25 protein-coding genes, 1 tRNA gene and 1 pseudogene are annotated in these 24506 nt (G+C 72.0%); 12 read left to right on the top strand and 15 right to left on the bottom strand.

Annotated features, from left to right (window positions below):
* Nucleotides 1-13: 13 nt before the first annotated feature.
* Nucleotides 14-1297 carry an amidohydrolase family protein gene (locus ACYVOM_RS36220; RefSeq protein ID WP_460308111.1) on the top strand — a complete coding sequence of 428 codons (1284 nt, stop codon included), beginning with the start codon at nucleotides 14-16 and terminating at the stop codon, nucleotides 1295-1297.
* A 175-nt stretch (nucleotides 1298-1472) separates the two neighbouring features.
* Here the strand turns inward: ACYVOM_RS36220 and murA are convergent, their stop codons facing one another.
* Nucleotides 1473-2813: a UDP-N-acetylglucosamine 1-carboxyvinyltransferase gene (gene murA / locus ACYVOM_RS36215; protein WP_460308110.1), complete on the bottom strand. Its 1341-nt coding sequence runs from the start codon at nucleotides 2811-2813 to the stop codon at nucleotides 1473-1475.
* 219 nt (nucleotides 2814-3032) lie between these two features.
* On the opposite strand from murA, the gene ACYVOM_RS36210 reads away from it, so the two are divergent.
* Both ACYVOM_RS36210 and ACYVOM_RS36205 read left to right on the top strand, forming a co-directional pair.
* A complete protein-coding gene (locus tag ACYVOM_RS36210) occupies nucleotides 3033-3980 on the top strand; it encodes a DUF5954 family protein (protein ID WP_460308109.1) in 948 nt (315 codons plus the stop codon).
* A gap of 41 nt (nucleotides 3981-4021) precedes the next feature.
* Nucleotides 4022-4501, top strand: coding sequence for an FBP domain-containing protein (locus ACYVOM_RS36205; RefSeq protein WP_460308108.1), 480 nt, complete (start codon nucleotides 4022-4024; stop codon nucleotides 4499-4501).
* 81 nt (nucleotides 4502-4582) lie between these two features.
* Here the strand turns inward: ACYVOM_RS36205 and ACYVOM_RS36200 are convergent, their stop codons facing one another.
* The 7 genes from ACYVOM_RS36200 to ACYVOM_RS36170 form a co-directional block, all read right to left on the bottom strand.
* Complete coding sequence (locus ACYVOM_RS36200; protein ID WP_460308107.1) at nucleotides 4583-5326, bottom strand: GntR family transcriptional regulator; 744 nt, start codon at nucleotides 5324-5326, stop codon at nucleotides 4583-4585.
* A gap of 103 nt (nucleotides 5327-5429) precedes the next feature.
* Nucleotides 5430-5807 (bottom strand): nuclear transport factor 2 family protein, encoded by a 378-nt coding sequence (locus ACYVOM_RS36195; RefSeq protein WP_460308106.1) that lies wholly within the window; start codon nucleotides 5805-5807, stop codon nucleotides 5430-5432.
* A 75-nt stretch (nucleotides 5808-5882) separates the two neighbouring features.
* Nucleotides 5883-7121, bottom strand: a complete 1239-nt coding sequence (locus ACYVOM_RS36190; RefSeq protein ID WP_460308105.1) for an amidohydrolase family protein — start codon at nucleotides 7119-7121, stop codon at nucleotides 5883-5885.
* A gap of 74 nt (nucleotides 7122-7195) precedes the next feature.
* Complete coding sequence (locus ACYVOM_RS36185; RefSeq protein ID WP_460308104.1) at nucleotides 7196-7882, bottom strand: TetR family transcriptional regulator; 687 nt, start codon at nucleotides 7880-7882, stop codon at nucleotides 7196-7198.
* Nucleotides 7875-8855, bottom strand: coding sequence for a Rieske 2Fe-2S domain-containing protein (locus ACYVOM_RS36180; RefSeq protein WP_460308103.1), 981 nt, complete (start codon nucleotides 8853-8855; stop codon nucleotides 7875-7877). The genes ACYVOM_RS36185 and ACYVOM_RS36180 overlap by 8 nt, the downstream gene beginning before the upstream one ends.
* A gap of 224 nt (nucleotides 8856-9079) precedes the next feature.
* On the bottom strand, nucleotides 9080-9415 hold the full coding sequence (locus ACYVOM_RS36175) for a hypothetical protein (protein ID WP_460308202.1): 336 nt from the start codon (nucleotides 9413-9415) through the stop codon (nucleotides 9080-9082).
* Nucleotides 9416-9680: 265 nt separating this feature from the next.
* The gene (locus ACYVOM_RS36170) at nucleotides 9681-10871 is read right to left on the bottom strand and encodes a CaiB/BaiF CoA transferase family protein (protein WP_460308102.1); all 1191 of its coding nucleotides are present in this window, start codon (nucleotides 10869-10871) and stop codon (nucleotides 9681-9683) included.
* A gap of 123 nt (nucleotides 10872-10994) precedes the next feature.
* On the opposite strand from ACYVOM_RS36170, the gene ACYVOM_RS36165 reads away from it, so the two are divergent.
* Complete coding sequence (locus ACYVOM_RS36165; protein WP_460308101.1) at nucleotides 10995-11783, top strand: enoyl-CoA hydratase-related protein; 789 nt, start codon at nucleotides 10995-10997, stop codon at nucleotides 11781-11783.
* Nucleotides 11780-12463 (top strand): GntR family transcriptional regulator, encoded by a 684-nt coding sequence (locus ACYVOM_RS36160; RefSeq protein ID WP_460308100.1) that lies wholly within the window; start codon nucleotides 11780-11782, stop codon nucleotides 12461-12463. The genes ACYVOM_RS36165 and ACYVOM_RS36160 overlap by 4 nt, the downstream gene beginning before the upstream one ends.
* Nucleotides 12464-12579: 116 nt before the next feature.
* Here the strand turns inward: ACYVOM_RS36160 and ACYVOM_RS36155 are convergent, their stop codons facing one another.
* Genes ACYVOM_RS36155 through ACYVOM_RS36140 form a run of 4 tightly spaced genes read right to left on the bottom strand, consistent with a single transcriptional unit; the run spans nucleotide 12580 to nucleotide 16544 of the window.
* Nucleotides 12580-13044: a nuclear transport factor 2 family protein gene (locus ACYVOM_RS36155; RefSeq protein WP_460308201.1), complete on the bottom strand. Its 465-nt coding sequence runs from the start codon at nucleotides 13042-13044 to the stop codon at nucleotides 12580-12582.
* Nucleotides 13045-13046: 2 nt separating this feature from the next.
* Nucleotides 13047-14213 (bottom strand): thiolase family protein, encoded by a 1167-nt coding sequence (locus ACYVOM_RS36150; protein WP_460308099.1) that lies wholly within the window; start codon nucleotides 14211-14213, stop codon nucleotides 13047-13049.
* Between the two features lie 12 nt (nucleotides 14214-14225).
* The gene (locus tag ACYVOM_RS36145) at nucleotides 14226-14987 is read right to left on the bottom strand and encodes an SDR family NAD(P)-dependent oxidoreductase (protein ID WP_460308098.1); all 762 of its coding nucleotides are present in this window, start codon (nucleotides 14985-14987) and stop codon (nucleotides 14226-14228) included.
* A 42-nt stretch (nucleotides 14988-15029) separates the two neighbouring features.
* The gene (locus ACYVOM_RS36140; RefSeq protein ID WP_460308097.1) at nucleotides 15030-16544 is read right to left on the bottom strand and encodes an AMP-binding protein; all 1515 of its coding nucleotides are present in this window, start codon (nucleotides 16542-16544) and stop codon (nucleotides 15030-15032) included.
* Between the two features lie 77 nt (nucleotides 16545-16621).
* On the opposite strand from ACYVOM_RS36140, the gene ACYVOM_RS36135 reads away from it, so the two are divergent.
* From ACYVOM_RS36135 to fabG, 3 genes are read left to right on the top strand one after another with little or no spacing between them, the layout of a single operon-like run.
* Nucleotides 16622-17074: a MaoC family dehydratase gene (locus ACYVOM_RS36135; protein ID WP_460308096.1), complete on the top strand. Its 453-nt coding sequence runs from the start codon at nucleotides 16622-16624 to the stop codon at nucleotides 17072-17074.
* A 13-nt stretch (nucleotides 17075-17087) separates the two neighbouring features.
* Nucleotides 17088-18302 (top strand): acetyl-CoA C-acetyltransferase, encoded by a 1215-nt coding sequence (locus ACYVOM_RS36130; RefSeq protein WP_460308095.1) that lies wholly within the window; start codon nucleotides 17088-17090, stop codon nucleotides 18300-18302.
* A gap of 53 nt (nucleotides 18303-18355) precedes the next feature.
* Nucleotides 18356-19099 carry a 3-oxoacyl-ACP reductase FabG gene (fabG, locus tag ACYVOM_RS36125; RefSeq protein WP_460308094.1) on the top strand — a complete coding sequence of 248 codons (744 nt, stop codon included), beginning with the start codon at nucleotides 18356-18358 and terminating at the stop codon, nucleotides 19097-19099.
* A gap of 1 nt (nucleotide 19100) precedes the next feature.
* On the opposite strand, the gene ACYVOM_RS36120 is transcribed toward fabG, so the two are convergent.
* A complete protein-coding gene (locus ACYVOM_RS36120; RefSeq protein WP_460308093.1) occupies nucleotides 19101-19514 on the bottom strand; it encodes a nuclear transport factor 2 family protein in 414 nt (137 codons plus the stop codon).
* A gap of 89 nt (nucleotides 19515-19603) precedes the next feature.
* Here ACYVOM_RS36120 and ACYVOM_RS36115 point away from each other — a divergent pair, with 89 nt between their 5' ends.
* Genes ACYVOM_RS36115 through ACYVOM_RS36105 form a run of 3 tightly spaced genes read left to right on the top strand, consistent with a single transcriptional unit; the run spans nucleotide 19604 to nucleotide 22766 of the window.
* Nucleotides 19604-20950 (top strand): ABC transporter substrate-binding protein, encoded by a 1347-nt coding sequence (locus ACYVOM_RS36115; RefSeq protein ID WP_460308092.1) that lies wholly within the window; start codon nucleotides 19604-19606, stop codon nucleotides 20948-20950.
* On the top strand, nucleotides 20950-22041 hold the full coding sequence (locus ACYVOM_RS36110) for an acyl-CoA dehydrogenase family protein (protein ID WP_460308091.1): 1092 nt from the start codon (nucleotides 20950-20952) through the stop codon (nucleotides 22039-22041). The genes ACYVOM_RS36115 and ACYVOM_RS36110 overlap by 1 nt, the downstream gene beginning before the upstream one ends.
* Nucleotides 22038-22766 carry an enoyl-CoA hydratase/isomerase family protein gene (locus tag ACYVOM_RS36105; RefSeq protein ID WP_460308090.1) on the top strand — a complete coding sequence of 243 codons (729 nt, stop codon included), beginning with the start codon at nucleotides 22038-22040 and terminating at the stop codon, nucleotides 22764-22766. The genes ACYVOM_RS36110 and ACYVOM_RS36105 overlap by 4 nt, the downstream gene beginning before the upstream one ends.
* A gap of 61 nt (nucleotides 22767-22827) precedes the next feature.
* Here the strand turns inward: ACYVOM_RS36105 and ACYVOM_RS36100 are convergent.
* Nucleotides 22828-22901, bottom strand: a tRNA-Trp gene (locus ACYVOM_RS36100).
* Nucleotides 22902-23162: 261 nt separating this feature from the next.
* On the opposite strand from ACYVOM_RS36100, the gene ACYVOM_RS36095 reads away from it, so the two are divergent.
* A complete protein-coding gene (locus tag ACYVOM_RS36095) occupies nucleotides 23163-23813 on the top strand; it encodes a hypothetical protein (RefSeq protein ID WP_460308089.1) in 651 nt (216 codons plus the stop codon).
* On the opposite strand, the pseudogene ACYVOM_RS36090 reads toward ACYVOM_RS36095, so the two are convergent.
* A pseudogene (locus ACYVOM_RS36090) lies at nucleotides 23729-24412 on the bottom strand (serine/threonine-protein kinase); the annotation flags it as partial. The gene ACYVOM_RS36095 and the pseudogene ACYVOM_RS36090 sit on opposite strands and share 85 nt — an antisense overlap.
* Nucleotides 24413-24506 lie beyond the last annotated feature (94 nt).

Genomic DNA, 24506 nt, shown 5'->3' with positions numbered 1-24506 from the left:
CCCGAGGAGCACCGTGAAGGCCGAAGACCTGATCATGATCAGCGTGGACGACCACGTCGTCGAGCCCCCGACGCTGTTCGACAACCACATCCCGGCCAAGTACCGGGACCTCGCGCCAAAGGTCAAGACGAAGCGGGACGGCTCCGACGTCTGGACCTTCAACGGCTCCGTCATCCCCAACATCGGCCTCAACGCCGTCGCGGGCCGCCCCAAGGAGGAGTACGGCATCGAGCCGACCGCCTTCTCCGAGATCCGCCCCGGCACCTACGACATCCACGAGCGCATCAAGGACATGAACGCGGGCGGCATCCTCGCGTCGATGAACTTCCCCTCGTTCCCGGGCTTCGCGGGCCGCCTCTTCGCCGCCGCCGAGGACAAGGACCTCGCCCTCGCCGTCCTCAAGGCCTACAACGACTGGCACATCGACGAATGGGCCGGCACCTACCCCGGCCGCATCATCCCGATGGCCCTGCCGATCCTGTGGGACGCCGAAGAGTGCGCCAAGGAGGTGCGCCGGGTCGCGGCGAAGGGCTGCCGCTCCATGACCTTCACCGAGAACCCCGCCACCCTCGGCTACCCCAGCTTCCACAACGACTACTGGGACCCGCTGTGGCGCGCCGCCTCCGACGAGGGCGTCGTCCTGTCGATCCACCTCGGCTCCTCGGGCCAGCTGTCCGTGACGGCCCCCGACGCCCCCATCGACGTCATGATCACGCTCCAGCCCATGAACGTCTGCCAGGCCGCCGCCGACCTCCTGTGGTCCCGCGTCCTGAAGAACTTCCCCGACATCCGCTTCGCCCTGTCCGAGGGCGGCACCGGCTGGATCCCCTACTTCCTGGACCGCCTCGACCGCACCTACGACATGCACCACCTGTGGACCGGCCAGGACTTCGGCTCCCGCCTCCCGTCCGAGGTCTTCCGCGAGCACTTCCTCACGTGCTTCATCAGCGACCCCGTGGGCGTCCAGCTCCGCCACATGATCGGCATCGACAACATCGCCTGGGAGTGCGACTACCCCCACTCCGACTCCTCGTGGCCCAACGCCCCCGAAGAGCTCATGGCCGTCGCCGAAGGCGTCCCCGCCGCCGACCTCAACAAGATCACCTACGAGAACGCCATGCGCTGGTACTCCTTCGACCCCTTCGTAGCGGGCCGCACCAAGGAGAACGCCACCGTCGGCGCCCTCCGCGCCGAAGCAGGCGACCACGACGTCGCCATCCGCGCCACCGACACCGGCCGCTTCGAGAAGGCCGTCGGCATCGACATGGGCACCCTCGCCAAGAACGCCACAGCCTGACCCGACCCCTCCGCGGAGCCGTCCCTTCGACGGGACGGCTCCGTGCGTCAGAACCTCCGGCCGGGAGGGCCGCGGACGCCAGGCTCCTCCCGGAACATCCCGCCGTGTGCCAAGCCTCCGGGCTCACGTTCCGCTCGCCCTAACCGGCCCCCGGGCTACGGCCGGAGGCGGCGGGTCAGGTGAGCGGGGCCGTTTCGACCTGGCCGCCCATGGCGGTGAGTTTGCCTACCGGGTCCTCGTAGCCGCGCTCCAGGTAGCGGGTGCCGGAGATGGTGCTGGTGCCCTCGGCGACGAGGGCGGCGAGGACGAAGGCGAAGCCGGCGCGCAGGTCGGGGATCTCCAGGTCGCGGCCGGTCAGCGGGGTGGGGCCGCTGACGATGGCGGAGTGCTGGTGGTCGCGGTTGGCGAAGCGGCAGGAGTCGCCGACGAGGCAGGCGGTGTTGAGCTCGATGCGCGCGCCCATCTGACGGAGCTGCTCGGTGTAGCCGAACCGGTCCTCGTAGATGGTCTCGTGCACGACGCTGGCGCCCTTGGCCTGCGTCAGCAGCAGGACGAGCGGCTGCTGCCAGTCGGTGAGCAGACCCGGGTGGACGTCGGTGCGGATGTTGGTGGCGGTGAGGTCGCGGGCCCGGTAGAACGTGAGCCCGCGCGGGGTCTCGGCGAAGCCGCCGCCGATCCGGTGCAGCGCGTTGATCAGGCCGCTCAGGTCGGCCTGGCGCGCGCCGATGACCTCCACGCTGCCGCCGGTCGCCACGGCCGCCGCCGCGAACGAGGCGGCCTCCACCCGGTCGGTGATGGCGGTGTGGCTGGTGCCGCGCAGCCGCTCGACGCCCTCGATGACGATCCGCCGGTCGGTCTCGACCTCGATGAGCGCGCCCATCTTCTGCAGCATCAGGATCGTGTCGATGATCTCGGGTTCCACCGCGGCGTTGTGGATGACCGTGGTGCCGCGGGCCAGCACGGCGGCGAGGATGACGTTCTCGGTCGCGCCGACGCTCGGGAAGGCCAGGTCGATGTGCGCGCCGACCAGCCCGTTGGTGCGCACGTGGACCGCCGTGGGCTGCTCGATGACCTCGGCGCCCATCTGGCGGAGCGCGTCGAGGTGGTAGTCGATCGGGCGCTTGCCGATCTGGCAGCCCCCCGGCAGCGGTATCACCGCCTCGCCCACCCGGTGCAGCAGCGGGCCCATCATCAGGATCGGGATCCGGTTCGCGCCGGTGTACCGCTCGGCGAGCCCGGAGTCGGCGATCGCGCCGGCCTCGACGCGGATCTCGTGCGGCCCGATCCAGTCGACGGTGACGCCGAGTTGCTGCAGCATCCCGACGACGAGGTCCACCTCCACGATGCGCGGCACGTTCGCGATGCGGACCGGCTCCTCGGTCAGCAGCGCGGCGACCATCTGCTTGGTGATCGCGTTCTTCGCGCCGGAGACCTTCACCTCGCCTTTCAACGGCATGCCACCGGTGATCCGGTACAGGCGCCGGTCAGCGGACATGGCGGCGGTGCCAGTGCTCATGGGGCTCCTCAAGATGAGAGTTCTCTCGCGCAAGATACGGGGTGGAGGCCGCCTAAGCCTCACCGTCCGCAGGACGCTCTACCCTCATCAGACGCAGAAAACCGCCGACGTGTTCCGTGCCCCGCCGACGTCCGCGGCTTCCGCGCCGCCCTGCGGCTGTGGGTGATCGGATGAACACGTTTCGCCGCGCCGCCCCTGCGGTTTGTGGAGGATGGGGGCATGGGTTTTCCGCTGATGAGTGGCTTCAACAAGATCAACGTGGTGGCCGATCTCGATCCCGCCATGGCGGTGCGCGATCAGGAGCTGGGCGAGCGGATGGGCGTCCATTTCAAGCTGTTCCCGGCCGGTGCGCCCGACTTCGGGTTCGCGGTGCAGGTCGGGCGGCGGTGGCGGATCGGCAGCGTGGGAGGGAGCTATCCGGAAGGGGCCCGCATCAGTCTGGCCTCCCATTTCCGCAGGACGGCGCAGCTTCCGGACGTCGGTCCCGAGCGGGCCGGGGCGCTGCTGGAGGCCGCCGGGAAGCTCGACCCTGAAGAGGGCGAGCAGCTCGCCAAGGACGAGTGGGAGATCCTCGACCACCGCTACCGGATCATCCGCATCGAGAAGTACACCCTCATCGGCAACGGGGTGATGGAGCCGCCCCGGCACACCGACACCGACCCGCCCAGGGAGGCGCAGCTGCTGCGCGGTCATCCCATCGACCCCCTGGTTCCGACGGGGTTCTGGGAGGCGCAGCTGCGGCTGAACCTGCACGGCTACGAGCCGATCCCCGGCACCGTCCCCGACCAGATCCAGGCCGAGGCGAGGCACGCGGTGAAGACGCATCCCGCCGTCGTCGTCCTGCCGCCGGAGTTCACCATCGTGGAGGTCGTCGACGGCGGGTCCAAGCCGCTGACGGGCGCCCACGGCCCCCTCCAGGCGCGCGAGCACCTCGCCTGCCACTTCACCGAGATCCTGCCGCGCATCCGCGCCTACCAGGGCGATCCGCCCACCGAGGACGAGCTGGCCAGATGGCGCCGCGCGGCGGACTGGATCGCCCGCAACCCGGGCCCCGAATGGGAGGTCATGGGCCGCACGTTCCGCACCATCCGCGTCTCCCGCTTCCTGCGCCTGGGCCCCGACGGCCCGGAGAGCCCCCGCCCGTCCGACCAGGAGCACTACCGATAATCGGTTGACGCGCCGGAGGAGACGGATAGGTTCCCTGAACCATGAGAGTCTTGACGGAGCGTGAGATCCGGGCGTCGTTCATCAACTGCTCCAAGGGCGAGGCCCGGCGCCTGCGCGTCCCCCGCGACCTCGCCGAGCGCCCCTGGGAGGACCTCGACTTCTTCGGCTGGCGCGACCTGGGCGCCCCCGACCGCTCCTACCTCGTCGCCGAGCACGGCGGCCGGCTCGTCGGCGTGGCCATGCGGCTGACCGTGACGCACCGCGGCGCACGCCACAGCATGTGCTCCCTGTGCCAGACCTCCCACACCGGGGACGGCGTCGCCCTGATGACGGCCCGCCGCCCCCGCACGGAGGCCGACTCCGTCGGCGCCTACCTCTGCACCGACCTGGCCTGCTCCCTGCACATCCGCGCCCGCAGCCCCTTCCTCGACGACCGCTACGAAGACCCCGTCCCCGTCGCGGAGAAGGTCGCGGGCACCACCGGCAGGCTCAGGGCCTTCCTGGACCAGATCCTCACGTGAGGGCGAGGGTCGGTGCTCGATGGCGAGGCCGACGCCGCCACGGTGAGCAGATGCGGGCCGCGGCGGGCGGAGCGCGCGCGGCTACTCGGTGTCGGCGTCCTCGGTCTCGGTGACGTCGAAGATGCCGCGGGCTTGGAAGAGCGCCACGACGAGGTCGCCCTGGCGGCGGAGCATCGTCGCGTACTCGCGTTCGGCGATCTCGGGGTAGTTGCGCTCGATGGCCGTCAGGATGGCGGCGGTGCCTTCGCGCTCGACGGTGTCGGCGCCGGGGATCAGCTCGAAGAAGTTGCCGGGGACGATGTCCGTCATCTGGCGGAGCATCGTGCGCAGGCGGGGCGAGTTGGCGGCGTCGATGACGGTGCGGTGGAAGTCCATCGTCAGGCGGTGAAGGGTGCCGGGGTCCTTGGCGGCCATGATCTTGTCCTGGATCGGCTTGAGGGCCTCGCCCAGGGACGGGCCGCGGCGCTCGACGGCGCGGCGGACGCCGAAGCCGTAGAACATCCCGTACAGCTCGTAGTGGTCGCGCACGGACGGCTCGTCGAGCCCGTTCACGAACGCGCCGCGGTGCGGGATGATCGTGGTCCAGCCCTCGCGCTCCAGCGCGATCAGCGCCTCGCGCACCGGGATCCGCGAGACCCCCAGCGTCTCGGCGATCGCGCCCTGCGGAATCCGCGCCCCGGGCCGCAGCACCCCGTCGAAGATGAGCCGCCGCACGTACAGCCGGACCTGCTCACCGCTGCTCAGCCGCGCCAGGTTCTCCCCCGGCAGCGCGACCTTCTCTTCTTCCGGAGGCAACGCCACCACAGCCTCACGCCGCCGCGCCATCGACCTCATCCCCCTACGCCCCGGACGGCCACCCGCCGTCTCATCTATAGAGAATAAGATATCCAGGTCACTCCCCGTATCCCAACTCGACATGATCTTCACCTCAGTCGGGGGCGTCGACCCACGGCGTCTCGTGGCGCAGCACCAGCAGCCACATTCCGCCCTCTCGCGCGTAGACGCTGGTGACCGCCACGTCGAGATCCCGCTTCTCACCGCCCGGCGGCAACGCGGTGTAGCCACCCCGGTAGGCGAGGTAGGCCGCGTCCGCGCCGAGCCACCCGAACTCGACCTCGGTCAGCCCCGCGTCCTGGAAAGGTTCCGGCCCCGCCGCGACCCGCGCGACGACCGCGTCCTTGCCCGCGAGCCCGTCCACCCCGGCGAACACCGCGTCCGCCCGCAGCATCCGCGCGTAGAACTCCCCGTCCCCGTCCCTCCGCGCGTCCCAGAACAGCTGCTCCAGCTCCCGCAGAAAACTCTCCATCCCCCGAACCTACCGAGCACCGAAGCCACGCGGCCGCCGCGCCGGGCGCAGCGGCCGCGGACGGCGTCGCCGGCCTCAGGACTCGGGGAGGTCCAGGCCGAGGAGGCGGATGGCGTTGCCTCGGGCGATCTTGTTGATGGAGGGCTGGTCGAGGTGGCCGTATTGGAGGGCGGCCTCTTCGCGGGAGCGGGGCCAGGTGCCGTCCTGGTGGGGGTAGTCGGTCTCGAAGGTGACGTTGTCGAGGCCTACCTTGTCGAGGAGTTCCACGCCGACGGCGTCCTTGAAGAAGCAGCTGGTGATCTGGCGGTAGTAGTAGGTGGAGGGCTTCTCGGGGCAGTTGAGCTGGCCGTTCGCCCAGCCGCGGTGGGTCTCCCAGACGTCGTCGATGCGCTCCAGGAGGTAGGGGATCCAGCCGATCTGGGCTTCGGCGTAAAGGAGCTTGAGGCGCGGGAAGCGGTGCAGGACGCCGGAGAAGAGGAAGTCGGTCATGCTGGCGACGCTGTTGCCGAAGATGATGGTCGCGCCGACCGCGCCGGGGGCGTCCGGGGACGTCTGCGGGGTCTTGGTGCCGGAGCCGATGTGCATCGCCAGGACGGTGCCGGTCTCCTGGCAGGCGGCGAAGAACGGGTCCCAGTAGCCGGAGTGCAGGCTCGGCAGCCCAAGGTAGGAGGGCAGCTCGGAGAACGCGACGGCGCGGACGCCTCGGGCCGCGTTGCGGCGCACCTCGGCGACGGCGAGGTCGACGTCCCACAGCGGGACCAGGCACAGCGGGATCAGACGGCCTCCACTGCCGCCGCACCATTCTTCGACCATCCAGTCGTTGTAGGCGCGGACGGACGCGAGGGACAGTTCCTTGTCCTTGCCCCACAGGAAGATCTGCCCGCAGAACCTGACGTAGTTCGGGAAGCACATCTGGGCCTCGACGCCGTTGACGTCCATGTCGGCCAGCCGCTCCGCCGGGATCCAGCAGCCGGGCCGCATGTCGTCGTAGGTGATGCCCTCGTTCGTCACCTCGTCGGCGGGGACGCCGGCGGCGGCGATGTACTTCTTGATCTGCGACCGGTTGTCCTCGTAGACCCACCACGCGACGTCCGGGCCCTCGGTGCCGGGCGTCTCGACGTAGCGGCCGTCCACGAGGCGGACGTCTCCGGCGGGCGCGTACTCGATGCGCGGACCGGCCTCGCGCAGCCGCGCCGGGAGCCGCGTGCTCCACAGGTTCGCCGGCTCCACGACGTGGGCGTCCACGTCGATGAGCCGCGGGATCTTCGCCAGACGCTCGGCGAGGACGTCCGGAGCCAGTGACTGCTCGGTCACGACGCCTCCTTATATAATGGATTCTATATACACCTTACGTGCAGGGCGGGCCCCGGTGAAGGGGCCCCGCCCGTTCAGGCCGGGGCCGACGCCGGGTCCAGCGCCTCCCGCGTCGCCGCGCTGACGGGCGCGGTGAGCGCCGCGACCGTCATGTCGACGAGGTTCGCGGCGACCAGCGCCAGCGGCGGCGCGTCCCGCCGCGGCTCGGCGGCGTCCTCCAGGACGGCCCGGTCCGCCAGCACGTGCAGCGCGGCCTGCGCCGCGGTGACGAGCCGCGTGACGGCCAGCGCGCGCGGCATCGCCGTGGTCATCCGCTCGATCAGCGCCCGCGCCGCCCGCGTCAGCGTGGCGTCGACCAGCCCCTGGATCTCCTCGACGGCGAGTTCGGGCCGGTTGATCGCCGCCACCCAGATCCGCACCGCCGCCCGCGCGCCGGGCCCCGCCGCGACGTACTCCGCGACGGGCAGAATGATCACCTCGACGAGCTCCCGGGTGGAGGGCTCCCGCCCCTCCAGTGCCGCGTACAGCTCGTCATGGCGCGCCCGCAGCCACACCCCGTGCCGGCGCAGGATCGCCCTGACGAGTTCCTCCCGCCCGCCGAAGTGGTAGTGCAGCGCCGCGGTGTTCCGCTGCCCGGCCGCGGTGTTGATCTCGTTGAGCGAGACCCCGCCGATCCCCCGGTCCGCCATGAGGCGCTCCGCGGCGTCGAGGATCCGCTCCCGCGTCTCGACGCCGCGCGCGCTCGCCCGCTTCTCAGACACCGCTCTCTTCCCTGCGCCTCACCCGGTTCGGGGCCCACGCCTCGGTGGGCACCGCCTCACCATAGAACTGCCTCGCCCAGTGGCGGAACTCGATGATGGGGCCGTCTCCCTTGATGAGCAGGGGCTTGTCGATGTAGATCTTGTTCTCCCAGATGGGCACGTCCTCGGCGATCGCCTCGACGAAGGTGTTGATCATCTTGGCGGAGAAGGACTCCATCGACTTGGGCATGACGAAGACCCAGCGGATGTGCACGTTCTCGGTGTCGACGGGGGTCACCGAGGAGACGAAGGACATGACGCCCTTGAGGCGGAGCGCGCCGAGGCCGAGGCCGTAGGACTTGCGGACGAAGTCGATCGCGTGGACCTGGCCGCTCTTGCTCTTGAACTCCTGGCGCTCGGTGACCGTCTTCACGAACCCGTCATAGCCGACTTCGCCGCCGGGGACCGACTCCATGCCGTGCACGTACTTGAAGTGGACGTAGTCGGCGTTGTTCTCGGCCATCTCCTGGCAGCAGGTCGCGAACTTGAACTCGTGGAAGACGGGCGCCGACCACTCTTCCTCGTCGAACTCCGGCATCTCCGGCATGGGGATGTACGGGGCCTGCCCGCCGAGGTGGTGCCAGGCGAAGATGAGCCCGAACCGCTCCACGACGGGGTAGGCGTGCACCCGGGCCTTCGGCGAAGGCTCGGCGTCGGTGTAGGGGACGTCCACGCACCGGCCGCTCACGCCGTCGTACCGCCACGCGTGGAACGGGCACTCCAGGAGCTGCCCCTCGACCCGCCCGCCCTTGGCGAGGTTGGCCCCGAGGTGCGGGCAGTAGGCGTCGACGACCCTGGGCTCGCCGTCCACGGTCCGGAAGACCGCGAGGTCCTTGCCGAAGTAGTGCGCGGGCATGACCTGCCCTGCCGCGACCTCGTCCGACCGCGCGACCGCGAACCATCCGTTGGGGATCGGAAACGGGAACCGGCCCATCGGGACCTCCGAGTGAGTGAAGAGACTTCTTGAAGAACCTTCTTTAATTCCGGAAGATAACACTCCGCCGCCCCCCTCGCCAGGCCCCGAGGACACGGTGCCGCCCGCTCACGGCGGCCTCCGCGCCCGCCCCTTCCGCCGGCCCCCGAAACGACGCGGCCCGGGCCGACGGGTGGTCGGCCCGGGCGGCGCCGGGGGTGGGAGGCGGGATCTGGGGGCGGCCGTCAGGCCGTGATCAGGCGCTCCACCTGGCGCAGGCCGTAGCGGGCGAGGCCGAGGTTGGAGCGGTCGCGGTCGAGCGCGACGTAGAGGAACACCGACTGGGCGTTCGCCTCGAACAGGCGGATGAGGTGGTACTGGCGGCCCAGGGAGATGAGGATGTCCTCGATCGTGTCGTTGAGGCCGAGCGCCCGGATGGCGCGGAGCTTGGCGCGGACGACCTCGGCGTTGTGCGCCGAGGCGACCTCCAGGTCGAGGGCGGGGCCTCCGCCGAGCGAGCCCAGCGACCGTCCGCTCTCGTAGTCGACGAGGGCGGCACCGAGTGCCCCGTCGATCGCCATGGTCTCCTTGAGCACGACATCGATGTCCACGGTTTTCCTTCTCCTGGCGAAACGGACTCCGATACTAACCGGAAAATCTTTACATAACACCAGAATTCGTAAATACGTGATAGTTCACCGTGTCGCCGACCTGGTACGGAGCAGTTCGCAATTTCCTGGATGAGAGCCGCCCAAGGAATTCCTGCTAACGCGAGCCTCAGCGCTTTTGCCCGGAAAAGGCAGGTCGGGGAAAGGCGGGGCGGGGCCGCGGGAAACGCGGGCTCCGTCATTTCGCCGGGCCCGCGACTCCTTCGGTGTGGAGGCGGGTGATCTCGTCGGGCGGGTAGCCGAGGTCGGCGAGGACGCGGCCGGAGTCCGCGCCGAGGGCGGGGACCGCGTCGAGGCGCCAGTCCCAGGAGTCGCACTCGGGGGGCGGGAGCAAAACCTTGACGGGTCCTGCCGGGCTGTCGACGGTCTGCCAGCGCTCCCGGTCGAGGAGCTGGGGGTGAGCGAGGACCTCGGTGGGGGTGTTGAGGCGGGCGTGGCCGAGGCCCGCGGCTTCGGCCAGGGCGCGGCACTCGGCCAGAGGGACGGTCGCGGCCCACGCGGCGATGACGGCGTCGAGTTCGGCGCGGCGGGCGACGCGGTCGGCGTTGGTCGCGTACCGGGGGTCCGCGGCGAGGTCGGGGCGGCGAAGGACGCGTTCGGCGAGGCGGTGCCACTCCCGGTCGTTGGTGGTGCCGAGGACGAGGGTCTGCGCGTCGGCGGTGCGGTACGCGCCGTACGGGGAGACCATCGGGGAGCTGAGGCCGTTGGGCGCGACGTCGAAACCGCCGTACCTGGCCTGGTTGAGCGCGAAGCCCATCCACTCCGCCACGACGTCGAAGAGGCCGACGGAGATCGCGGCGCCCTGTCCGGTGCGTTCTCTGACGTACAAGGCCGTGAGGATGCTGGAGAGCGCGTACATCCCGGCGCCTATGTCGGCGATGGGGATGCCCGGCTTGGCGGGCGCCTCGGGCGTCCCGGTGATCGAGCAGGAGCCGGCCTCGGACTGCACGAGAAGGTCGTACGCCCGAGCCTGCGCGTAAGGCCCGCCCTTGCCGTAGCCGGAGATGTCGACGCAGATGAGGCGCGGATGCCTTTCCCGCAGTTCGGCCGGGTCGAGGCCGAGGCGGGAGGCGGCCCCGGGGGCGAGGTTCTGCACGACGACGTCCGCCCGCGCGACGAGCCGGGTCAGCGCCTCCCGTCCCTCGGGGTGCTTGAGGTCGAGGGCGAGGGACTCCTTGTTGCGGTTCGCCCAGACGAAGTGCGCGGCCATCCCGTTGACCACCTCGTCGTAGGCGCGCGCGAAGTCGCCGCCCGCGCGGTTCTCCACCTTGATGACGCGCGCGCCGAGGTCGCCCAGGTGGCGGGTGCAGAGCGGGGCGGCCACGGCCTGTTCCACCGCCACGACGAGCACACCGGCGAGCGGCAGCATGGGGCCTCCTTCTCTGGGCACAACCTCTGGCACAACATTGTCGATTTGATTATGTATAAAATAGCATCTTGATATCGAGTGACCGAGAGCGACAGTGACAGAGAGCCACAGGAAGGTGCGGACATGACGGCCACCGCGCAAGCCGGGCTGGTCGACCTCGCGCTGCACGAAGGCGTCGCGGTCCTCCGGCTCAACGATCCGGACCGGCGCAACGCGCTGTCCAAACCGCTCAGCGACGATCTGGCCCGCGCCGTCGGGGCGGCCCTCGACGGCGGAGCCCGCGCCCTCGTCCTGACCGCGGCCCCGCCCGTGTTCTGCGCGGGCGGCTCCCTCGACGGGCTGATCAGCCGCGAGCACCCGCTCGCCGACATGTACGCGGGCATGCAGGCGCTCGCCGCAGCGCCCGTGCCGACGATCGCCGCCGTCGGGGGCGCCGCGATCGGGGCCGGCGTCAACCTGCCGCTCGCCTGCGACATCGTCCTCGCCACGCCGAACGCCCGGTTCGACCCGCGCTTCCTCGACGTCGGCATCCACCCCGGCGGCGGCCACCTGTGGCGGCTCGCGGCCCGGATCGGCGCGCAGGGCGCCGCCGCGCTCGTCCTGTGCGGCGACGCGCTCGCCGGCGAGGAGGCCGCGGCCCGCGGCCTCGCCTGGCGCTGCGTGCCGGACGAGGAACTGGAGCCGCTGGCGCTGAAGCTGGCCGGCCGGGCCGCCGCGCGCGACCCCCAGCTCGTCCGGCGCGCGAAGGAGACGCTCACCGAGAGCCTCGCCCTGCCGACCGCGCAAGAGGCCGCCGCGCTCGAACTCACCGCCCAGCAGTGGTCGATCGACCGGCCCGGCTTCGCCGAGAACGTCCGGCGGATCCAGGAGAGCCTGCGCCGCGGCCCGAACCCGAGGGGAAGCGACCGATGACGTCCGAGACCCGGCTTCCGCCGCCCGGTGAGGCGATGGTGCGGCGCAGCAGCGGCGAGCAGGCCGCCCTCTACATCCGGCGGCTCATCTTCGACGGGCGGCTCCGCCAAGGCGACCGGGTGCCTCAGGACGAGATCGCCCGCACCCTCGGCGTCAGCCGCATCCCCGTCCGGGAGGCGCTGCTGTCACTGGAGCGCGAAGGCTGGGTGACGATCCGCCCGCACCGGGGCGCGTTCATCGGCGCGCTCGACGAGGCGGCCGTCCGCGACCACTACGCCCTCTACGGCCTCGTCTACGGGTTCGCCGCCCGCCGCGCCACCGAACGCGCCGACGCCGCCCTCATCGAGCGGCTGACGGCCGTCTGCGACCGGCTCGCCGCCGAGGACGACCCCGACGAGGTCGCCCGCCTCAACCGCGACTTCGACCGGCTCATCCTCGGCACCGCCAGCTCCCCCCGCCTGCGCGCCGTGCTGCGCGCGATGGTCGGCATCGTCCCCGGCAACTTCTTCGCCCTCGTCCCCGGCGCCATCGACGTCGAGCGCACAGGCAGCCGGGCCGTCCTGGCCGCCGTCCGCGCGGCCGACCCTGAAGCCGCGGCCTCCGCCTACGCCACCATGCTCCAGTCCCAAGGCGACCTGGTGGCCTCCCTCTTCTCCTCCCGAGGCCTCTTCCCCTCCTGAGCGTCCCCTCCTGAGCGTCCCCTCCTGAGCTTCCCCTCCTGAGCTGTTCACCTGCCAGGATCCGCGATACGCGAAAGCGGCGGGCGCCCGAAGGCGTCCGCCGCTGCGCCGTGCGGTCAGACCTCGCCGGTGACGTCGACGAGCCAGGACAGGTCGCCGGAGGAGAGGGTGTCCTGCCAGTCGGGCGGGGCGCCGGCCATGAGGGTGCCGAGGTCCCAGTAGTCGCGCCACAGGGTGATCCTGCCGTCGCGGACGTGCTGGACGGAGACGAACGGGAGCGTGACGGTCTCGCCGGTGGGCCAGCGCCAGTGCTCCTCGTGCTCGGTGACGACGAGGCCGTCGGAGGCGAGGGTGAGGGAGTCGCCGTGGGCGTAGCCGGCCAGGGGCTCCAGGCCGAGCTTGAGGCGGGCCTCGATGCCCTCCGGGCCGCGGGCCGCCGCGCCGGGGCCCGTGGGGATGTCGTAATAGATGGACTCCGCGGTGAAGAAGGTCTTCAGGCGGGTCCAGTCGCGGTCGTACAGGGCGGTCCAGAAGGCCGCGATGATCTCGCGGGCCTCGTCGGCGGGGGTCGGCTTCGGCATGCTCACCCGAGGAGTTCCAGGACGAGGGCGGAGCCCATGCCGCCGCCGGCGCACATGGAGACGCAGCCCAGGGAGCCGCCGCGGCGGCGGAGTTCGCCGAGCATGGTGACGACCATGCGGGCGCCGGTGGCGGCGATGGGATGGCCGAGGCCGCAGCCGGAGCCGTTCACGTTGACGATGGACTCGTCCAGGCCGAGGATCCGGCTGGAGGCGACGGCCATCGTCGCGAACGCCTCGTTGATCTCGAACAGCTCGATGTCGGAGATCTTCAGGCCCGCCCGGTCCAGCGCCTTCGGCACGGCGAGCGTCGGCGCGAGGCCGGTCCGCTCGGGCGTGACGCCGACCGAGCCCCACGAGACGATCCGGGCGAGCGGCGTGAGACCGTGCGCGCGGGCGTAGTCGTCGGAGACGACGACGAGGGCCGCGGCGGCGTCGTTGACGCCCGCGGAGTTGCCCGCGGTGACGACGGCGCCGTCGATCTCGGGGTGCAGCAGCCGCAGCCCGGCGAGCTTCTCGGCGGTGGTGTCGGCGCGGGGGTGCTCGTCGGTGTCGAACAGGCTCCCGTCCGGCAGCGTCACCGGCACGATCTCGGCGGCGAAGTCGCCGCGCGCGATCGACGCCGCCGCGCGCTGGTGCGATCGGGCGGCCCACGCGTCGGCCTCGGCCCGGGTGACCCCGGCGATCCGCGCGGTGTTCTCGCCGACGGTGAGGGCCATGTCGAACGCGGGCGCCTCGGGCGTCGCGGGGTGGCTGGCCGACATCCACGGCTGGTAGTCGCGCGCGGATGCGGGGACCGACTTCAGGCCCTGCGGCATGGAGCTGAGGCTCTCGGTGCCGCCGGCGACGACGACGCGGTCCATCCCGGCGCGGATGGATCCTGCCGCGATCTGGAGCGCGCTGAGTCCGGCCGCGCAGTGCCGGTTGTCGGCGAGGCCGGGCACCTGGTGCATCCCGGCCCGGACGGCGACGTGCCTGGCGATGACGCCGCCGCCCTGCAGGGACTCGGCGAGGACGAGGTCGTCGATGTCGTCCACGGGCACGCCGGAGCGCTCGACGGCGGCGACGATCGCGGTCTCGGCCAGGGCGAACGCGTCCACGTCTACGAGGGAGCCCTTGTGGGCCTTGCCTATCGGGGTGCGCGCGGCGGCGACGATGACGGCTTCGGGCATCGGTCGGCCTCCTTACTTGGGCGCGAAGCGCTGGCCGCCGTCGAGGCGGATGGTCTGGCCGTTGAGCATCGGGTTGCGCACGATGGACTCGGCGAGCCAGGCGTACTCGACGGGCAGCCCGGCGCGGCGCGGGAAGGCGGCGTCCTTGGTGAGGACGTCGATGATCTCCTGCGGGGCGCCTTCGAGCAGGCCGGTCGCGAAGAGGCTGGGGGCGATCGCCATGACGCGGATGCCGAGGCTGCCGAGGTCGCGGGCCATGGTGAGGCTCATTCCGGCGATGCCGGCCTTGGCGGCGGTGTAGGAGACCTGGCCGATCTGGCCTTCGAACGCGGCGATGGACGCGGTGTTGATGATGACGCCGCGCTCGCCGGTGTCCTCGGGCTCGTTCTTGCTCATGTGCCAGGCCTGGAGCCGGTTGAGGTTGAACGTGCCGATGAGGTTCAGCTCGACGATCTTGCGGAACTCGGCGAGGGGCAGCGGGCCGTTCTTGCCGATGGTCCGCTTGCTGACGCCGCCGCCCGCCGTGTTGACGGCGATGTGCAGGCCGCCGTGGGCCTGCACGGCCTCCTCGATGGCGGCCTCGGTACCGGTCTCGTCGGTGACGTCGCAGGGGTGGAAGGTCGCGCCGATCTCCTTGGCGGCGTCCTCGCCCCGGCCGTTCGGCAGGTCGAGGATCGCGATCTTCGCGCCCGCCCGGGCGAGCAGTTCGGCTGTCGCGCGGCCCATGCCCGATCCGCCGCCGACGACCATTGCCACCTTGTTCGCTGCGTCCACACGAGCCTCCGGGGGTGGGAGAATTATATAAAAGATAATAAATCATGGCTGATCGGCGGGGTTCAAGGGGGTGCCCAGCAGCTCCAGCGCGCTCCGGCGCAGCGCGGCCTTGTCCACCTTGCCCGCGGCGGTCAAGGGCAGCGCGTCCACGTGCCAGACCGTCCGCGGCACCTTGAACGCGGCGAGCCGGGCCGCGCAGCGCGCCACGATCCTCTCCGCCGGCCCGCCGCCGACGACGAACGCCGCGGGCACCTCGCCGAGCCGTGCGTGCGGGATCCCGACGACGGCCGCGGCCCGCGCCCCCGCCGCGACGGTCAGCACGTGCTCGACCTCGGCCGGGTAGACGTTGAGGCCGCCCACGATGACGACGTCCTTCAGCCGGTCCACGATCCGGAGCCGGCCCGCGCCGTCGAGTTCGGCGACATCGCCGGTGCGCAGCCACCCGTCGGTGAACGCCCCGGCGGTGGCGGCCGGGTCGTCGAGGTAGCCCGCCATGACGCCGGGGCCGCGCACGAGCAGCTCGCCGGGCCCGTCCGGGGCGTCGATCCGCAGCTCGGTGCCCGGGATGGGCAGGCCCGACGTCTCGGCGACGACGCCCACCGGATCGTCGGGGCGGGTGATGGTGCAGACGCCGCCCGCCTCGGTCAGCCCGTAGGCGGTGAAGACGTGCCGGATCCCGAGCCGCTCGCGCAGCGCGCCGACGAGGTCGCGCGGGACGACCGCCGCGCCCGTCACCGCGGCGCGGACGGCGCCGCGCGGCATCTCCGGCTCGGCGAGCAGCGCCCGGAACAGCGCGGGCGGACCCTGGAGGAACGTGACGCCGCGCGCGCCGACGGTCCGGGCGAGCGCGGCGGGATCGAGCGACGGCACGGGGATGAGCGCCGCCCCCGCGACGGCACAGGCGAGGATCCCGGTCTTGTGCCCGCCGATGTGCGCGAAGGGCGCGACGACCGGGTAGACGTCCCCGGCGCGCAGCCCGGTGATCTCGATCCAGCTGCGCGTCGTCTCCACGAGGCCGCCGTGCCGCAGCAGCGCCCCCTTCGGCCGCCCTGTCGTGCCGGAGGTGTACTGCACGTGGCTGACGGTCTCGGGGCGCACCGCCTCCATCCGCCGCAAGGCCTCCGCCTCGTCGGCGGCCCCGCCTTCCAGTTCTTCTGGGGCGACGACAATGCGCGCGCCCGCCTCCGCGGCGAGTTCGGCGAGCGGCCTTCCCGCGCCGTCTCCCCCGGCGATGACGACGCGGCACCCGGACCGCGCAATGAGGTCGGCCGCTTCCGAGGCCGTGTACCGGGTGTTGAGGGGGACCAGCCTTGCGCCCGCGCACAGCACCCCGTAGGAAGCGACGATCCACGGCAGGCCGTTGGGCAGCCAGATGCCGACGCTCTCCCCTGGCCGCACCCCGAGCCCGACGAGTCCGGCGGCGGCGTCCACGGCGGCGTCGAGGAGCTCGGGATAGGTGAGGCGGGGGTCGCGGACCGCCGGACGGGTGGGGTGGTCCCGGGCGGTCCGCTCCAGGACGCCGGGGAGGGTGTCGGGATGCGCGCGCGTTCCTGTCACAGCTCGCACCCTAACCCTGGACCGGAAGGGCACTCTTGATACATTCTTTTTAATATTTTATTGACTAGGGAGACCCCATGCGCGTCCTCAACGGCGTCGAGGAGATCAAGGCCGCCATCGGCGAGCACCTCGGCTACAGCTCCTACCGGACCGTCACGCAGGCCGACATCGACACCTTCGCCGCCCTCACCGGCGACGACCAGTGGATCCACGTCGACCCCGAACGGGCCGCGCAGGGCCCGTTCGGCGGCACCATCGCGCACGGCCTGCTGACGCTCTCGCTCGGCCCCCGCCTGGTGCGGGAGATCTACCGCATCGAGGGCATGAGGATGGGCGTCAACTACGGCTACGACCGCATCCGGTTCCCCTCGCCCGTCCCCGTCGACGCCAAGGTCCGGGTCGGCGCCGAGATCGAGGACGTCCAGGACGTCCCGGGCGGCCTCCAGGTCAGGCTGCGGTTCACCTGGGAGGTCGAGGGCGCCGCGAAGCCCGCGTGCGTCGCCGCCATGCTCCTGCGCTACTCCGCCTGAGCGGGAGGCCGCCATGCGTGAAGCCGTCATCTGCGAACCCGTCCGGACTCCCGTCGGACGCTACGGGGGCGCGCTGCGCGACGTCCCGCCGGCCGAACTGGCGGCGACCGCGATCCGCGGCCTGCTCGCCCGCACCGGCCTGGACTCGGCCGACATCGACGAGGTGCTCCTCGGCCAGTGCTACCCCACCTCCGACGCCCCCGCCATCGGCCGCGTCGCCGCCCTGGACGCGGGCCTGGACGTCACCGTCACCGGCCTGCAGATCGACCGCCGTTGCGGCTCAGGCCTCCAGGCGATCCTCAACGCCGCCATGCAGATCCAGACCGGGGTCAGCGAACTCATCGTCGCGGGCGGCGCGGAGAGCATGAGCTCCGCCGCCTTCTACACCACCGGGATGCGCTGGGGCGTCAAGGACCCCTCGGTGCCCCTGCACGACGCCTTGGCGCGCGGCAGGACCACGGCGGGCGGCAAGGACCACCCCGTCCCCGGCGGCATGCTGGAGACCGCCGAGAACCTCCGCGCCGAATACGGGATCACCCGGGAGGAGCAGGACGCCCTCTCTCTGGCCTCGCACCAGCGCGCGGTCGCCGCGCAGGACGCCGGGCTCTTCGCCGAAGAGATCGTCCCGGTCGTGCTGAAGACCCGCAAGGGCGCGCAGACCGTCGACACCGACGAGCACCCCCGGCGGGAAATCTCCGCCGAGGCGCTGGCCCGGCTGAAGCCCGTCCTGCTGAGGTCCGACCCCGACGCTACCGTCACCGCGGGCAACGCCAGCGGCCAGAACGACGGCGCTGCGGTGTGCGTCGTGACGCACCGGGAGAACGCCGAACGGCTCGGTCTGCGGCCCCTCGCCCGGCTCGCCTCGTGGGCCGTCGCCGGGGTTCCGCCCCGCACGATGGGCCTCGGCCCCGTCCCCGCGACCGCCCTCGCGCTGGAGCGGGCCGGGCTGAAGCTCGCCGACATCGACCTGATCGAACTGAACGAGGCGTTCGCCGCCCAGGTCCTCGCCTGCGGACGCGCCTGGGGCTTCGGCGCCGCCGACTGGAACCGCACCAACGTCCACGGCTCGGGTATCTCGCTCGGCCACCCCGTCGGCGCGACCGGTGGCCGCATCCTCGCGACCCTGCTGCGCGCACTCGACCGGCGCGAGGCCCGCTATGGGCTCGAAACGCTCTGCGTCGGCGGCGGCCAGGGCATCGCCGCGGTCTTCGAACGCCTCCCCGCCTGACCCCTGACCTGACCCTGCCCGTGTTCCCCCGGATCTGAGGAAGAGGTAACCGGATGAGCCTCCTGGAAGGCCGCTCCGCGGTCGTCACCGGCGCCGCCCAGGGCATCGGCCTCGCCATCGCCCGTGTCTTCGCGGCCGAAGGCGCCCGCCTCGTCATCGCCGACATCGACGGCGACGCCGCCGCCGAGGCCGCCGCCGGACTCGCCGCCGACGGGGCCGAGGCCGTCGCCGTCCGCTGCGACGTGACCGAGGAGGCCGACGTCGAGGCGATGGTCAGAGCCTGCGCCGACGCCTACGGCCGCATCGACGTGCTGGTGAACAACGCGGGCATCACCCGCGACGCGACCCTGCGCAAGATGACCGAGGACCAGTTCCGCCAGGTCATGGACGTCCACCTGTACGGCACCTGGCTCGGCATGAAGCACGCCTCCCTGCGCATGCGCGAACAGGGCGCGGGCTCGATCGTCAACATCTCGTCGATCTCCGGGAAGGTGGGCCTGCCCGGGCAGACGAACTACAGCGCCGCCAAGGCCGGCATCGTCGGCATGACCAAGGCCGCCGCGAAGGAACTCGCCCACCTGGGCGTCCGCGTCAACGCGATCCAGCCCGGCCTCGTGCGGACCGCGATGACCGAGGCGCTGCGCCCCGACCTCTGGGCGGAGAAGCTCGCCGGGGTGCCCATGGGGCGGGCCGCGGAGCCCGAGGAGGTCGGGAAGGTCGCCCTGTTCCTGGCGGGCGACCTGTCCAGCTACATGACGGGGACCGTGCTGGAGGTCACCGGGGGGCGGCACATGTGAGTCAGCCGGAGGTGATGGCGCGCTCGGCGATCCGCCAGCCCTGGCCGGTCCGCACGAACGAGTCCCGGTAGGCGCCCATGGAGAACAGGCGCGGCGCCTCCGAGGCCGTCTCGACGAAGAACTGCCAGTAGGAGTCGGCCACCGCGCGGTCGCCGTCGAGGGCGACCGCGACGGTGCTGACGAGGTGGCGGCTGGCACTGCCCGGGCCGGTCTGGCCCTCGGCGCGGCGGGCCTCCCCCGCGGCGCGGATGGCGGCGCGGCCGTTCTTCTCCGGGAAGCCCGGCATCGCCCAGCGGGCGTCCTCGGTGAACAGGGCCGCGTAGTCGTCGAGGTCGCCGGTGTCGGCGTACTGGGCGGCCCTCGCGACGACGTTCCTGATCTCCAGTTCGTCGCCGACGTCCCGGCTGTCGAGCATGGACCCACTCCCTTGTAGCAAATATATTTTGTATATAAGTTAGCACCCAGAGGACAGGCCGCCCCAGGGCGGTACGAGGAGGTTGCTGCATGTCCGAGCAGGACGCCCCGCGCTACGCGGACCGGCTTTTCCCCGCCCCCGTCGACCTCGGGATCGCCCGGCCCGACCGGGCCGTCGCGTCCGTCAGGTCCGGGACCGACACCGAGCACGGCGAGCACGTCAACGAACTCTGGTACCAGGGCAGCGGGAAGATCGGTGAGAAGCCCGTCGAGTCGATCGTCATCTACCCGCCGACGGGCGGCGTGGTCGGGCAGGGCGACCCGTTCGAGCCGGTGAAGATCGGCGTGCTGATCGACATGGACCTCGGGCAGCTGACGGCCGACCTCATGGACCCGATCATCCTGGCCGTCGAGGACGCCCTGAACGAGGGCGTCTACGACCGGCCGGTCGAGATCCTCACCGTCGACGCGCGGGGGCTGCCCCGGGAGAACTACCTGAAGGTCCGCAAGGGCTACCAGGCGCTCGTGGACGCCGGCTGCGTCGTCGTCATCGGGCCGTTCATCTCCGACAACTCCGTCAACCTGTGCAAGACCGTCAACGAGACCGGCGTCGCGGCGCTCGGCTGGACGGGCACGACGCGGTTCGCGGGCGAGTACTGCTTCACCGTCGCCAACGGGGACATCCCGACCGAGGGCGTCATGGCCGCGGACTGGTGCTTCCGGAACGGCTACAGCAAGGTCGGCTTCTTCTGGGAGCAGGGCTCGTCGGGCGACCTGTACTCCGACTACTTCCGCGACGCGGCCCGCCGCTACGACCTGGAGATCATCAAAGAGGTCTGCCTGGGCCCGAACCCCAAGAACTTCGAAAAGCACCTCGCGACCATGCGGGAGCAGGGCGCCGAAGCCATCGTCTACATGGGCTACGGCTACTCGACCTTCCACTTCGCACGGGGCTTCAAGGCCCTCGACTGGGACCCGCCGCGCTTCATGGGCACCGCGTTCATGTTCTACTCCAACTCCAACGCCTGGGCCGAGGGCCTGGAGGGCTGGCACGGCGTCGACCAGCTCGGCGAGGACGGCGCGAACCCCAACTACGAGGCCATGCTGGAACGCTTCGAGGCCCGTTTCGGACGCGTCAGCCGCAACGTCGTCGTCGCGCTCTCCTACGACACCGCGCGGGCCGCGCTGCACGGGATCGCAGGCGCCCGCATCGCCATTCCGGAGGAGGTGAAGATCGGCCTGGAGAAGATCAAGTGGATGCCCTGCACCAACGGCGGACCCGGCTGCTACCTCACCTTCGCCGAATACGACCACCGCGGCTACAAGGGCGACTTCCTCACCATCCGCGAACTGCGCGGCGGCGAACTCCACTTCCGCGGCTACCACCGGCCGCAATGGCCGTCCAACACCCGCTCGCCCCTGCTCAAGCAGGCGTGATGGCGTTCGGCGACGAGCAGGAGGAACTGCGCGGCGTCGTCCGCGCGTTCCTCGCCGAGCACTCCCCCGAGGCCGAGGTGCGCCGCTGGGCGGACACCGCGCCCGGCCACGACCTCGCGGTGTGGACGCGGATGGCCGACCAGCTCGGCCTCCAGGGGCTCGCCGTGCCCGAGGAGTTCGGCGGCTCGGCCGCGGGGCCGGTCGAGACCGGGATCGTCCTTGAGGAGATGGGCCGGGCACTGTACGGCGGGCCGTACCTGTCGGCGGTCCTCGCGGTGCGCGCGCTGCTCGCCGCGGGCGACCCGGCGGCGTCGGCGGAGCACCTGCCGGGCATCGCCTCGGGGCGGACCGTCGCGGCGGTCGCGTTCGGGGAGTCCGAGCGGCACGGGGCGTCCCCGGGCGTCACCGCCGCCGACGGGCCGGACGGGCCGGTGCTGCACGGCCTGAAGGACCTCGTGCCGGACGGGGCGCGGGCCGACCTCGTCCTGGTCACCGCGCAGGGCGCGGACGGGCCCGGGCTCTACGCGGTGCGGGAGTTCACCGCGGTCCCGCTGCGGACGCTGGACGCGACCCGGCCGCTCGCCCGGCTGGAGTTCGACGGGGCCGCGGCCCGCCGCGTCGGCGGGAACGCGGGCCCGATCATCGCCGACGTGCTGGACCACGCGTGCGCGGCGCTCGCCGCCGAAGCCGTCGGCGGCGCGGCGTTCCTGCTCGCCAGGACCGTCGCGCACGTGCGGGACCGGGTGCAGTTCGGCGAGCCGATCGGCGCGTTCCAGGCGGTGCAGCACGCGTGCGCGCGGATGTACGTCGAGGTCGAGTCGGCCCGCGCCGCGGCGCACCACGCGCTCCTGGCCTCCGGCACCCCCGAAGGCCCTCTCGCCGCTTCCCTCGCCAAGGCCTACTGCGCCGACGCGTACGTCAGGGTCGCCACGGAGGCGATCCAGCTGCACGGCGGCATAGGCGTGACCTGGGAGCATCCCGCCCACCTCTACTTCCGCAGGGCCCAGGGCGTCCAGGCGCTCTTCGGCTCGTCCGACCGGCACCGCGACGACCTCGTGGACCGCCTCACCGCCTCCGGGAGGGCATCATGAGCGACCTGCTCGGCGTCACCGACGAAGGGGCGGTCCGGCTGCTGACGTTCCGGCGGCCCGACGTCCGCAACGCGTTCAACGAGGAGCTGTACCGGGCCACGGCCGCGGCCCTGGACGCGGCGGCGGCCGACCCGTCCGTCAGCGTCGCCGTCCTGACGGGCGAGGGCACCGTGTTCAGCGCCGGCACCGACCTGAACGAGATGGCCGAGATCGCCCGCAGGCACGCGGCGGGCGAGGAGGTCGGCGACGTCGGCAAGGGCTTCCCGATCCTCATGGACGCCGTCACGGCCTTCCCCAAGCCGCTGCTGGCCGCCGTCAACGGCAGCGGGGTCGGGCTGGGCCTGACGATCCTGCCGCACTGCGACCTCGTCGTCATCGCCGAGGAGGCCAAGCTGCGCGCGCCGTTCACCACCATGGGCGTCGCGCCGGAGGCGGCCAGCAGCTACCTGCTGCCGCTGCGGCTCGGCGCCCAGCGCGCGAACCTCGTCCTGCTGTCCGGCCACGCCCTGACCGCGGCCGAGGCCGTGGCGCACGGCCTGGCTCTGAAGGCCGTCTCGCGCGAAGAGGTCCTGCCGGAGACGCTCGTGCTGGCCCGTGAGCTGGCCGAGAAGCCGCTGGCGTCGCTGATCGCCACCAAGCGCGTCATCACCGAGTCCCACCGCGCCGCGATCCTCGCCGCCCGGGCCCGCGAGGACGCCGCCTTCGCCGAACTGCTGGGCCGCTGAGCGTTCGGCCCGAAGAACACGACGGCGCGGGCCCTCCAGGGGATCCCGCGCCGTCACCGTGCAGGGCCGGCAGGAGTCGAACCTGCATTCCGCCGAGGTTGGACCCCCGGACGCCGATCCATTTGGCTCAGCCCTTCGACACTTCTTCTGATGCCCCGGCCCTCGGAGATGTTCACGCGCCCGAACGTCCTCCCTCGGCCAAGATCCCCCCGAGACCCGGCAAAGCGGGCGCTCAGAAGGGCTTGGTGATCGGGCCGCTCGTCGCCCAGCCGCGGACAGCTCATCCAGCGGGTCTCCAGCAGCACGTCGAGATGTCCGTCGCCCTGCCCGTAGGCCTCCCGGGTCGCGGCTATCGCCTCGGACGCGCCGACGGACCTGTAGTAGGCGCGCTGCCCGATGAGGATCATCCGGGCCGGGTTGCGCGCGGGATCCCCGACCTCGTACTCGGGCCTGCTGACGGTCACGTCGAAGCTCGTCTGCGCGCCGGACTCGACCTCCAGCCGCCCCTCGGACTCCATCTGGTCCAGGCCCTCGGTCCGGCCGCCGCTCACCTCGACCGACGCGGTGCCCGCCGCGTCCACCGCCCGCGTGACGAACGCGGCGAAACCCTTCGCGTCCTCGGGTTCCGTCCCTGCCGAGGCCGTCGGCCGCCCGGACGCGGAAGTGCGGGCCGGTTCGTCCTGGGACCGGATGACCGCGAAGCCGACGCCGCCCGCGACCACCACGCCGACGACCGCCGCGGCGACCGTGGGCAGCCAGCGGGGCGCGCGCCGCCCGCGCGGCTCGGTGAGGGTCAGCGCCGTCCAGCGCGCGGTACGGGCCTCGTCGGCCGGCGTGGAGGCCGCCGCCTCCCGACCGAGCACCAGGGTCTCCTCGTCGGGCGCGGACGTCTCCAGCAGGCCCGCCAGGATCTCCCGCGCCGTCGGCCTGGCCGCCGGGTCCTTGGCCGTGCAGCGGACGAGGAGACGGCGCAGCGCACCGCCGATCCTGCCGAGATCCGGCTCGCCCGTGACGACCCGGTGCATCACCAGCGGCAGCGAGTCCTGACCGAACGGGGGCCTGCCCGTGGCGGCGTAGGCGATCGTGGCAGCCCACGCGAAGACGTCGGCCGCCGCGGTGACCGCGCGGGTCGCGAACTGCTCGGGCGCCATGTAGGCGGGCGTCCCGATGATCGACGCGGTCACCGAGACCGTCGCGTCGGCGCTGCGCGCGATCCCGAAGTCGATGACGCGCGGGCCACCGGGCCCGAGCAGGACGTTGCCGGGCTTGAAGTCCCGGTGCACGACCCCCGCGTCGTGGATCGCGGCCAGGGCCGTCGCCGTCCCGACGGCCAGCCGGTACAGATCGGACCCGCCCAGCGGCCCGCCGCCCTCGACCGCCTGCCGCAGCGACGGCCCCTCGATGAACTCCGAGACGACGAAATCGTCCCCCGCCTCAAGGATCCGGGCCGTGCAGAACGGCGCCACCCTCCGCGCCGCCGCCACCTCACGCCGGAAATCGCCCGCGGCGCCCCCGTGCAGCACCTTCACGGCGACCTTCTCCCCGTCCGCCCCCTCCCCCAGGTAGACGACCCCTTGCCCACCCTCTCCCAACCTCCCCAGCAGCCGGTACCCGCCGACCTCCTCCGGATCCCGAGCCCCGAGCACCCCGGCCTCCCCCTACCGCCGCACACCAACAGAACGGGACATTCTCCCCCGTCCCGTCCCGTCCCGTCCCGTCCGGCGATCACCCGAACGGGCG

This window comes from Actinocorallia aurea (assembly GCF_054783995.1).
The sequence above is the reverse complement of the archived record's forward strand: the minus strand, read 5'-3'. Positions and strand labels throughout refer to the sequence as shown.

Bases quoted from the DNA above. Each gene is read 5' to 3' on its own strand.
- murA (WP_460308110.1), bottom strand. From the start codon at position 2,813: ATGAGCACTGGCACCGCCGCCATGTCCGCTGACCGGCGCCTGTACCGG.
- ACYVOM_RS36210 (WP_460308109.1), top strand. From the start codon at position 3,033: ATGGGTTTTCCGCTGATGAGTGGCTTCAACAAGATCAACGTGGTGGCC.
- ACYVOM_RS36205 (WP_460308108.1), top strand. From the start codon at position 4,022: ATGAGAGTCTTGACGGAGCGTGAGATCCGGGCGTCGTTCATCAACTGC.
- ACYVOM_RS36200 (WP_460308107.1), bottom strand. From the start codon at position 5,326: ATGGCGCGGCGGCGTGAGGCTGTGGTGGCGTTGCCTCCGGAAGAAGAG.
- ACYVOM_RS36195 (WP_460308106.1), bottom strand. From the start codon at position 5,807: ATGGAGAGTTTTCTGCGGGAGCTGGAGCAGCTGTTCTGGGACGCGCGG.
- ACYVOM_RS36180 (WP_460308103.1), bottom strand. From the start codon at position 8,855: ATGGGCCGGTTCCCGTTTCCGATCCCCAACGGATGGTTCGCGGTCGCG.
- ACYVOM_RS36175 (WP_460308202.1), bottom strand. From the start codon at position 9,415: ATGGCGATCGACGGGGCACTCGGTGCCGCCCTCGTCGACTACGAGAGC.
- ACYVOM_RS36170 (WP_460308102.1), bottom strand. From the start codon at position 10,871: ATGCTGCCGCTCGCCGGTGTGCTCGTCGTGGCGGTGGAACAGGCCGTG.
- ACYVOM_RS36165 (WP_460308101.1), top strand. From the start codon at position 10,995: ATGACGGCCACCGCGCAAGCCGGGCTGGTCGACCTCGCGCTGCACGAA.
- ACYVOM_RS36160 (WP_460308100.1), top strand. From the start codon at position 11,780: ATGACGTCCGAGACCCGGCTTCCGCCGCCCGGTGAGGCGATGGTGCGG.
- ACYVOM_RS36155 (WP_460308201.1), bottom strand. From the start codon at position 13,044: ATGCCGAAGCCGACCCCCGCCGACGAGGCCCGCGAGATCATCGCGGCC.
- ACYVOM_RS36150 (WP_460308099.1), bottom strand. From the start codon at position 14,213: ATGCCCGAAGCCGTCATCGTCGCCGCCGCGCGCACCCCGATAGGCAAG.
- ACYVOM_RS36135 (WP_460308096.1), top strand. From the start codon at position 16,622: ATGCGCGTCCTCAACGGCGTCGAGGAGATCAAGGCCGCCATCGGCGAG.
- ACYVOM_RS36130 (WP_460308095.1), top strand. From the start codon at position 17,088: ATGCGTGAAGCCGTCATCTGCGAACCCGTCCGGACTCCCGTCGGACGC.
- fabG (WP_460308094.1), top strand. From the start codon at position 18,356: ATGAGCCTCCTGGAAGGCCGCTCCGCGGTCGTCACCGGCGCCGCCCAG.
- ACYVOM_RS36120 (WP_460308093.1), bottom strand. From the start codon at position 19,514: ATGCTCGACAGCCGGGACGTCGGCGACGAACTGGAGATCAGGAACGTC.
- ACYVOM_RS36115 (WP_460308092.1), top strand. From the start codon at position 19,604: ATGTCCGAGCAGGACGCCCCGCGCTACGCGGACCGGCTTTTCCCCGCC.
- ACYVOM_RS36110 (WP_460308091.1), top strand. From the start codon at position 20,950: ATGGCGTTCGGCGACGAGCAGGAGGAACTGCGCGGCGTCGTCCGCGCG.
- ACYVOM_RS36105 (WP_460308090.1), top strand. From the start codon at position 22,038: ATGAGCGACCTGCTCGGCGTCACCGACGAAGGGGCGGTCCGGCTGCTG.
- ACYVOM_RS36095 (WP_460308089.1), top strand. From the start codon at position 23,163: ATGAGGATCATCCGGGCCGGGTTGCGCGCGGGATCCCCGACCTCGTAC.